This window comes from Streptomyces sp. NPDC085866 (genome assembly GCF_044541035.1).
Classification (GTDB): Bacteria; Actinomycetota; Actinomycetes; order Streptomycetales; family Streptomycetaceae; genus Streptomyces.
In genome coordinates this window covers 235749-243336 of sequence record NZ_JBITSQ010000017.1, presented here as the reverse complement: position 1 = coordinate 243336, position 7588 = coordinate 235749, and the positions used below count along the sequence as shown (strand labels likewise).

The following is a 7588-nucleotide window of genomic DNA, read 5'->3' as shown; positions in this document are numbered from 1 at the left end:
ATCCGCGCCCACGGCCCGAACCCGCGCTTCGTCAGCAGCCAGTTGGCGCGCCCCAGCTGCTTGATGACCTGGTGACCCTCCGGCAGCCGCCCGGCGAGGCGCTCCTCATCGGTGAGCGTGACGGGAAGGCCGAAGCGCTTCAGCGCGGCCTCGGTGAGCACGAGCAGCGGGTCGGCGTCCTTGCCCGGCCCGGACAGCTTCGGCTGCCCGAGCTTCGCTTCCTTCAGGGTCCAGTCCACCAAGGCGGGGATGGACTTGGCGGGCACGTCCAGGACCAGGCCGCCCGTGCAGTACGCCACGACCTGGCCGTCGTCTTCGACATCGACGACCGCCAGCGGACCGTTCTCGAAGCGCGGGTCGGCTCCGCCCGCAGGGGTGCCGGCGGGGGCGGCCTTCTTCGCGCCGGGGCGCCGATACGTCGACGCCGTCCCGGCGGTGCGCGCCGGACGCGACGCGGCGGCCGGATCGGGAACGGCGGCTACGCGGGACTGGGTGTCCTCCACGATGGCCGCGCCTTGGGTCGCCTGCCCTGTAGACGGGGTCTGTGTTTCCGCCGGGGTTGTCCGGCCGGTGAACGCCTCGGGGGCTGCCGTGTCCTGCACGGGCGTGGCGGAGGCGGGGTCGGCGGGGAACCGCTCCGCCCATCCGTCGAGGAGCCGCTGATAGGCCTGGCGGCGCGGGGGGCGCGGTTCGGCGCGGCCGGCCTCCCAGTTCTTCACCGTCTGCGTCGTCGTCTGCAGCACCTGCGCGAGCCGGGCCTGGGTTACCCCCGCCGCTTCGCGCAGCCGCCCCCGCTCGGCGGGATCGGGCATCTCCGGCTCGCCGGCGAGCAGCGCCTCCACCGCAGCGAACAGCTCATCTTCCGTCGGCATGCTCCACCTCCACCCCAGACCCTAGCACGAATTTATCCCTGGATTTTCACTCAACTAATCCTTGGATTTGCCCCTCTGATGTGTGATCAAGGTGGGGGCTGGTGACCCTTGACGACGGGCGGCCTCCCTCACCGCACTCCTCCGGCCGCCACCGAGGCGCATGGGTACAAAGCTGCGTCACGCCGGCGCCGCCTCCACAAACCCGGCAACAAAGCGATGAAGTCCTCGTCCTTCTCGGTCGGCGCCTCGGGCTCGGCCGAGAAGACGCCGATGGAGCTTCGCCGTCCGCCTGTGGGCTCGTCGCGTCGTCGCCCCGCGCCCTGAATCCGATGTGGTTGGCCCCGTTAGACCCAACGGGGCCAACCGATCTCTATCAGGCCGCCTGGGTGCGGTCGGTCGTCTGTGCTCTGAGTACCTGTTTCTAAGCCGTCCGCGCTGATCAGAGGGTCGGTTAGGCTCGCGGCAATATCGATCTTGCTGAGGCAGGGGAGGCCATCGGTGTCGATGACGACGTTCGACGAGAGCGAGCGGCTGATATGGGCGGGCCAGGGTGCCGCTTATGCCGGAAGTTTCGCCAAGCTGTGCGCCTATCCGGTGCCGCAGTTGCTTGATGCCGCCGAGGTGGGGCCAGACGCGCGGGTGCTGGATGTGGGGACCGGGCCGGGGACGGTTGCTGCTGCCGCGTGTGCCCGGGGGGCGACAGTGACGGCTGTTGACGCGGAGGCGACCATGGTCGAGCTGGCGATGAAGGCCGCACCTTCGGCTGACGTGCGCGTGGCCGCTCTTCCTGAGCTCCCCTTCACGGATGGAGAGTTCGACGCTGTCGTGGCCAACTTCGTGCTGAACCATGTGGGCCAGCCCAAGGTGGCCATGGCCGAGTTGCGCCGTGTCGTGAGGCCCAACGGTTGGATTGCGTTGACGATATGGGCGGTGCCCCCGGCCCCTGGACAGGCTTTGATCGGCCGTGCGATTCAAGCCGCAAGTGCAGTGCGTCCACCGCATCTGCCCGCAGGATTGGCCCCTGACGATGAGTTTCCCCGTGACGAGAGCGGTCTGACGGGGCTGATGGAGGCGGCAGGGCTTCGCGAGGCTGTGTGCGAGACCTTGCGCTGGGATCACCGCGCGAGCGCTGAGGAATGGTGGAGCGGTCCTGCGAGTGGCGTGGCGTTCGGCGGCCAGATGGTGCAGAGCCAGACCCCTCTGATCCGCGCCGAGATCAAGCGCCATTTCGATCTGTTCAGCTCTGAGTTTGCTGGTGAGGACGGTGTACTGGCGTTGCCGCATGCAGCGCTGCTCGCTCGTGCGCGTCGCTGACCCGGTCGGCTGCTGTCACGCAGCGGTCAGATAGGAGTCCGAGCCGACGGGGCGTGCCTTCTTGCTGGGTCTCCGGGTGAGACGGCGGGTCATCAGGGTGATCGCGGCCCAGGTGATCAAAGTCTCGGAGTGCTGGACGAGCCGTTCGTAGTCGCGGGCATGCCGGCGGGCGTGCATCATCCAGGCGAGCGACCTCTCGACGACCCAGCGGCGGGGCAGGACGACGAAGCCGGAGGCGTCCTTGGGGCGGCTGACGGGCTTGATCGTCAGGTTGAGGTGATGTTTTGCCCAGTCAACGAGCTTGCCCGCGTAGGCGGAGTCGGCCCAGACGATCGTGATTTCGGGGTGCATGAGTCGGAGGCGGAAGAGGACTTCCTTGGCCGCCTGGCTGTCGTGGAGGTCGGCGGGGGTGACCATGACCAGCAGCGGGAGTCCTCTGGTGTCGACGACCAGGTGGCGCTTACGGCCGTTGATTTTCTTGCCCGCGTCGTATCCGCGGGTGGCCTTGGAGACTGTCTCGGCCGCCTTCACGCTTTGCGAGTCGATCACGGTGGCCACCGCCCGGGGGCCCTTGCCCATCTCGCGGCGGATCCGGCGGGAGAGCTGGTCGCGGATCTGTCCGATGGCCCCGCAGGCGGCCCAGCGTGCCATGAATCCCCAGACCGTCCGCCAGGGCGGGAAGTCCACGGGCAAGGCCCTCCACTTGCAGCCGGTGTCCACGACGTAGCGGATCGCGTCGACGATCTCGCGCCGCGGATGCTTCTCCGGCCGCCCGCCCCGGCGGGTCTCACAGGCGGGCGTCGGCAACAACGGCTCGATCAGTGCCCACTCGGCGTTCGTGGTGTCCGAGGGATAGCGGCGACGGCGCATGACGGTCCTTGAACGTGGTGTCCGTGGGCGGGACGCCGACAGGCGTCCCGCCCACGGGCGGTTTCAGGAGCTGGCGATGAGGTCGAGGGTGGATTCGATGGAGTTGAGCTGGGCGGTGATGTGCCTGACCCACTTGTCGCCCGGGTGGGCTGCGGCGTGCGGTCCGACGGTGCCGGTGATGAACCGGCGGAACTCGGTGAGCTTCTCGTTGATCACCGCACGTTCGTATGCCTCCAGCGCGGGCCGTTCGGCGCCGAGCTGGTAGCCGTCCTGGCGGGTCCAGATCAGCGGCGGCCACTCGCGTTCGGCGATGATGTCGCGCAGGCAGGCGAGCCCTGCCCGCACCTGGCTTGGGGACAGTTCGCTCGCGCGGACCAGCTGGGGGAACAGCAGGCCGACGGGCCTGGCCTCGAACAGCACGAACCGGAGGGTGTCCGCGTGCCGCTGGGCGGCCTCGCCGCGGCGCCGCGAGGCACGGGGCATGGTCTACTCGCCCTTCAGCAGGCGGGTCAGTTCCTCGTCCATGTCGACCTTGCCGGTGTCGACGGCGGTCTCGATCCAGTCCAGCGTCGCGCGTACCTTCGCAACGTTCTGGTGCACGATCGTGCGTTCGTCCTCGGACAGCTGGCGGTCCCGCAGGCCGGGGACGACGCGGCCAGAGGCGGCGACGAAGGAGTGGCAGGCGGTGACCAGGTCCAGGAACTCCATGGACCGGTCGATGTGGCGGACAGTAGGGGCGACGGGACTGGTGCGCTCGAAGTCCTCGCGGGACTGGCGGCTGCGCTCCACCTGAGCGTGGTTGACCTGGTGGCGGGCAGTGTCGTCGCCCATCGCCTTGAACGCGACCTCCGGCCGTCGCAGCAGGCCCGTAGTCACGTGGGTGGCGACACCCTCGTCCCGGGTGAACTCCTCTACGACCCGGACCTTGTCCTCCGGCGCGACCTGCGCGGCCACCGCCGGCCGCTTGAGGAAATCGGTGGTCACCGTCGCGGCAACCTTCTCGTCCTGTGCGAGGGTGTGGATCGCGGTGATCTTCTCCTGCGGGGAGGACGGACGTTCGACCTGGCGGCCCACCCTGCGGTTGGCCGCGTCCACCGTCCATCGCGCTGCCCCCGCGGGGGGTTTGGCGATGGTGGCGAACCGCTCGGTCTCGTCCTCGATGTGGGCGAGGATCCTGTGGACCCGGAACGACACTCCGGACTGCCGCTTGCCCTTCGGCCACCGGGACGCCGTCCACCTTGCATTTTCCACCGTCCGGTAGGCCAGACCGATATCCTCCGCGAGGCGGAACAGGGTCTGGCGGACAGTGAACAGCTCCTGTCCCGGGGCCGCCTCCTGCTGGCCACCCCGCATACGCAGGGGCTCGATCTCCAGGGCCCGGTCACCGATCAGGAACTGGCCCTTCTGGTGCTGTTCGACGACTTCGCGCAGTTCGGTGACGATCTGGTCGTACCGCTGCTGGCTGACACTCCCGACCTTGGCGTTCTGCTCGGCCATGGCGTCCATCCAAGTGCGGGCCAGGACACGGAGCTTCAGTCCGTAACGGGATCGGGGCCCGCGGTCATCACTGAGCGTCAGACCGAAAATCCAAAGATCACAACAAGTGACCGAAAGTGACTGGATGTGAGCCGCAGTTGACCCGCCGAGGCGTACGCGCTGCGGTTACTGTGACCGTTCGGCGTACGGTTCGTTCCGCTTCCTCCAGGCCCTCACCTTGCACCTCGGCGAGCAGTACAAAGCCGTCGACCGCCGGTCGACGCCGACCACCCACCGGACCCCGCACACCGGGCACTCCGCCTCACCGGCACCGGCCTTCACCGCCGCCAGCCGCTTGCGCAGCCGCCGTTCCGTACGCCACTGTCTGGCACGACATGCCCCGGAACAGAACCGGGCACCAGGCCGGGCCCCGGGCTTTAGCCGTTCACCACAGGCCCGACAGTTCCGTTCTCCGGTCCGTCCGGCGCCCTCGGACACCACGCCACAGTAGAACCCCAGGCTACTCAGGACCGGGGATCAGAAACAGGCACTGACGGCGTTCCGGGGCGATGTCGACGCGCTGGCGCGCGCGTTCGTGGGACGTCCTCCCGGACGGCCGCGGCCGGCTCCCCGTTCCGCGGCGAGGGCGAGTCGGGTGGTCGCGTGACGACCTCACACCCGAGCACGCACCGGGGTTCGGCGGTTAACCAGCTCCGTCCCCCTCGGGGCGCGCTCACCGGCGTCGGCACCAGGTGCGCCACAGGGCGAGCCGGTGCTCGGACTCCTGCGGGATCACCTCTCGCAGGACCAGGGCCACGGCAGGCGGAGTCAGCGTGGCGAAGCCCAGCGCCACCACGGCCCACCAGGGAGCACCCGTGAGTGCCGCGGTCAGCGTGCCCGCCCCGCCACCACCGATCATGGTCAGGGAGCGGGCAAGTCCGGCTGAGCCGTCAGACGGAGAAGGCTCAGTGGTCACCGGCGGCCATCCTCTTGGTCTTCAGGGCGTGAGCGCGCATCTCACTTGGCAGTCGAAGGCCGCCGCGGCGGCGCCAGCCGCGGGCCTTGCGGCGGAAGCGATACAGGACGCTCTCCACCGCCGGGACGGTCATCTGGAGCAGATCAGCTATCTCGCCGGCGCTCTGGCCGTCAAGGGTCAGCGTCACGACTGCCCGTTCCCGTGCCGGCGCGGACTCCAGCAGCATCATCACGCCGTCGCACAGCGCGCCGACCTCCCCGTCGGGAGCCGAGCCGGTCTCGTATCCGAGGCGGTGACGGACGTAGTGCGGTGAGAGCCGGTTGGCGGTGCGGGCGAAGCGGTCCTCGCGCTCGGCTCGCCACCGCCGCATCTCGCGGGGGAAGACGAGCAGGCACTGGCCGAAGAAGTGCGTCTCGAGGGAGGCCGGCCGGCCGCCATGCCCCAGGTTCTCCTCCGGCCGCCACCGCCGCTCCTTCAGGGCGCGGCGTCGGAAGGTGTGCAGCGCGGCCGCGATGGTGCGCACCGCGAGCCCATCACGGTCCGCCTGGCTGCTGCGGAGCGTCTGGAACTCCTCGGGGGACAGTGCCAGGGGTGTAGCCGATTCGCCGGCCAGAGCGGCGATCTCGCCGCTGCCCATCTTCGCCGTCAGCGGCACGTACGCGTACCGGAACAGCTCGTCGGCGAGGAGCTCGTACCCGGGCCCCGTGAAGTTCTTGGCGCGCAGAGCCTCGACCCGCTCGACCTGGTTGCGGATCTCGGTCGGGAGCGCGTTCAGCAGCTCGGTGTCGCGGGGGCGAGGCCCGGCGGGCTTCCTCGGCATAACTCTCTCCGGTGTACTGCTCGCCAGCCTTCGGCGATGCGGGTTGTATCGCGGTCGCCTGCCGTATGCACAAGTCGTATGAGATTCCAGCGCTCGCACGAAAAGTTCTTTGAAAGTCGGCTGTGCAATTCCGCCGTGCCGCAGGGAGCGGTCGGCAGCGCTGCTCGGGGGCGAGCTGCCGCTGCCGCGCGTGATGGCCACGGAGTCGTGGGCCGTCCGAAAGGACACCGCACCCGGCGGCGAGGGCTGGTCAGTCGCGGTGGCGCGCGGACGTTCCGGTATGCCGGGACGAACCAGAGGGCGGTGCGTCTGCGGATCGTTCGCTGCTGGCTTGGTCCGACTGCCGCGCCGCCTGTGCGCGGGAAGTGTGTCGGGCACCCAGCCGCTTGAGCTTGCGGCGCACCCGCCTACCGAAGGCGAGCGGGTCGGAGGCTCCGGCCAGGAACGCCGCCTCGGCCCAGGTGCTGACCGAGGAGTGGGCCCACATCAAGGCGACCAGCTGTTCCTCAGGCCGCAGTTGATCCAGAACCCTGACGACGCGAGGATCGTCAGGGCGTGCCCCGAGAGCCAGATCCTGGGCGTTCGGACATCCCCTGATCAGGTCGTACAGCGTCAGGTCGGCGCCCAGCGGGGTGTCCAGCAGCAACATGCGTGAACCGCTCGACCTCGGTCCCCGCTGCCACAGTGGCACCAGTTGTTTGTGGATGGTCCTGGCTTCAGCCCGCAGTGCCTGGACGGCGTCGAGAGTGATGCGGCCGTTGTTCTCCAGTGGTGCCGTCCAGTCGCTCATGAGCGCGGTCGACACCGCCTCGTGCCACCGTTTGCCCGTTCGCAGGCACAGGACACGGGAGGCGAACCAGTCGATGTGTTGGGGGGCTCTCAGGCGGCCGGCGGCCGCACCCCGCGCCTGAAGCGCCCACATCACATCGTTGGGACCCCAGTTGGCGTAGCCGCCACGCCGGAGGAAGTCCGTGGCGGACAGCAGGGCGACGCTGCCGTCGGCGTGCACCACAGGCGAGTACGCGTCATCCGTAGGCAGGGGCTGTGCCGGATAGCGGACGGCGAACATGTTCAGCGCGGCGAACAGCGGGTCGACCCCCTGGGAGTTCATCGCAAGGGGGAACGGAAGGGTGTCTCCAGCGGGTGGTGCGGCGGTCACAGGTGATGCTCCTTGGTCGTAGCAACAGCTTCACCTCTAGGCCTGGGGGGAGGGCGTTCCGTCAAAAAATCTCGTGCCGCTCCTGTGGTTCTCGTTACATC

8 protein-coding genes are annotated in these 7588 nt (G+C 69.1%); 1 reads left to right on the top strand and 7 read right to left on the bottom strand.

Going from position 1 to position 7588, the window contains the following annotated elements:
• Positions 1 to 872, bottom strand: an 872-nt coding sequence (locus ACIF83_RS36365) for a helix-turn-helix domain-containing protein (protein ID WP_399733551.1), incomplete at its 3' end; no start/stop codon positions are given.
• A 504-nt stretch (positions 873 to 1376) separates the two neighbouring features.
• Here ACIF83_RS36365 and ACIF83_RS36360 point away from each other — a divergent pair.
• On the top strand, positions 1377 to 2186 hold the full coding sequence (locus ACIF83_RS36360; RefSeq protein WP_399733548.1) for a class I SAM-dependent methyltransferase: 810 nt from the start codon (positions 1377 to 1379) through the stop codon (positions 2184 to 2186).
• A gap of 15 nt (positions 2187 to 2201) precedes the next feature.
• On the opposite strand, the gene ACIF83_RS36355 is transcribed toward ACIF83_RS36360, so the two are convergent.
• The 6 genes from ACIF83_RS36355 to ACIF83_RS36330 all read right to left on the bottom strand — a co-directional run bounded on the left by ACIF83_RS36355 (position 2202) and on the right by ACIF83_RS36330 (position 7487).
• On the bottom strand, positions 2202 to 3056 hold the full coding sequence (locus ACIF83_RS36355) for an IS5 family transposase (RefSeq protein ID WP_399733545.1): 855 nt from the start codon (positions 3054 to 3056) through the stop codon (positions 2202 to 2204).
• A 63-nt stretch (positions 3057 to 3119) separates the two neighbouring features.
• Positions 3120 to 3539, bottom strand: coding sequence for a RacP protein (locus tag ACIF83_RS36350; RefSeq protein WP_399733542.1), 420 nt, complete (start codon positions 3537 to 3539; stop codon positions 3120 to 3122).
• A 3-nt stretch (positions 3540 to 3542) separates the two neighbouring features.
• Positions 3543 to 4553, bottom strand: a complete 1011-nt coding sequence (locus ACIF83_RS36345) for a DUF6192 family protein (RefSeq protein WP_399733539.1) — start codon at positions 4551 to 4553, stop codon at positions 3543 to 3545.
• A gap of 712 nt (positions 4554 to 5265) precedes the next feature.
• A complete protein-coding gene (locus tag ACIF83_RS36340) occupies positions 5266 to 5508 on the bottom strand; it encodes a hypothetical protein (RefSeq protein ID WP_399733536.1) in 243 nt (80 codons plus the stop codon).
• Positions 5498 to 6328 (bottom strand): sigma factor-like helix-turn-helix DNA-binding protein, encoded by an 831-nt coding sequence (locus ACIF83_RS36335; protein WP_399733533.1) that lies wholly within the window; start codon positions 6326 to 6328, stop codon positions 5498 to 5500. Before ACIF83_RS36335 ends, ACIF83_RS36340 begins: the two co-directional genes overlap by 11 nt.
• A 250-nt stretch (positions 6329 to 6578) precedes the next feature.
• Positions 6579 to 7487, bottom strand: coding sequence for a hypothetical protein (locus ACIF83_RS36330; RefSeq protein ID WP_399733530.1), 909 nt, complete (start codon positions 7485 to 7487; stop codon positions 6579 to 6581).
• Between the last annotated feature and the right edge of the window lie 101 nt (positions 7488 to 7588).